This window comes from Alcanivorax sp. HI0083, from assembly GCF_001635175.1.
In genome coordinates, this window is record NZ_LWFX01000826.1 from 1 (window position 1) to 918 (window position 918).

Sequence of the window (918 nt, forward strand, 5' to 3'; positions counted from 1 at the left end):
CTGTTGGGTCCGCTGACCGAGCCGAATCCACTCACCGATCAGGTGTGCCCGGAAACCTCTGAAACCGGTACCGTGGATCCGACCGAATGCTTCATCGAGTCCCTGGACAACGTGGAGCTAAACTCCGAGCAGATCGGCCTGCTGCCGGGCTGTCCGCTACTGAGTGCCTTTAATGACGAGGGCAACCTGTCGCTGACTCTGGGTCTGGCTTGTCTGGCGAATCAGGAAACCGGCGAGGGCATCTCTCTGGAATCCGGCAACGCCCTGACGGACCTGTTCGAAAATCTGCTGGGTGGCTTGTTCTAAGTCTGACTCAGTAACGCAACAGAAAAAGCCCGGCCTTCGCGCCGGGCTTTTTTTTATGGATCCTCCCTTGTAGGAGTGCCTCTCGAGGCGCGAACCGAGCGTAGCGAGGTAAGGACTGAAGGGCATCAATATCGAAAAGAGACTGCTGTAAAGACACAAAAAATCCGGCTTCCCGCGAGTGGAAACCGGATTTTCGGAAAGGCCCGCTCTGCCTGCAATGCTTAAGTGAACGGCATTACGGCGCGAAGGCCGGGCTTTTTCAATGCGGGGGCAGCCTTAGCCATTACGTTTTGGCAGCGCCTCGCGCAGTTTGTCGGCCATGCTGCGAATGGCTTCTTCGGTGGTGTCCCAGGCGATACAGCCGTCGGTGATGGACACGCCGTATTCCAGGTCGTCCAGATTCGGCGGGATCTTCTGGTTGCCGAATTTCAGGTGCGATTCCACCATCAGGCCGAGGATGGACTCGTTGCCTTCCAGGATCTGGTTGGCGATGTTTTCCATCACCAGCGGCTGCAGGCCCGGGTCCTTGTTGGAGTTGGCGTGGGAGCAATCCACCATGATGTTGGTGGAGACACCGGCTTTCTCCAGTGCCTGTTCAGCCAACGCCACGGA

At 57.6% G+C, this 918-nt stretch carries 1 protein-coding gene and 1 pseudogene; one reads left to right on the forward strand and one right to left on the reverse strand.

The annotated features are described in order from the left end of the window. Positions 1 to 306, forward strand: a 306-nt coding sequence (locus A3754_RS27535) for a hypothetical protein (protein WP_197468565.1), incomplete at its 5' end; no start/stop codon positions are given. 276 nt (positions 307 to 582) lie between these two features. On the opposite strand, the pseudogene A3754_RS07985 reads toward A3754_RS27535, so the two are convergent. Continuing rightward, a pseudogene (locus A3754_RS07985) lies at positions 583 to 918 on the reverse strand (3-deoxy-7-phosphoheptulonate synthase); the annotation flags it as partial.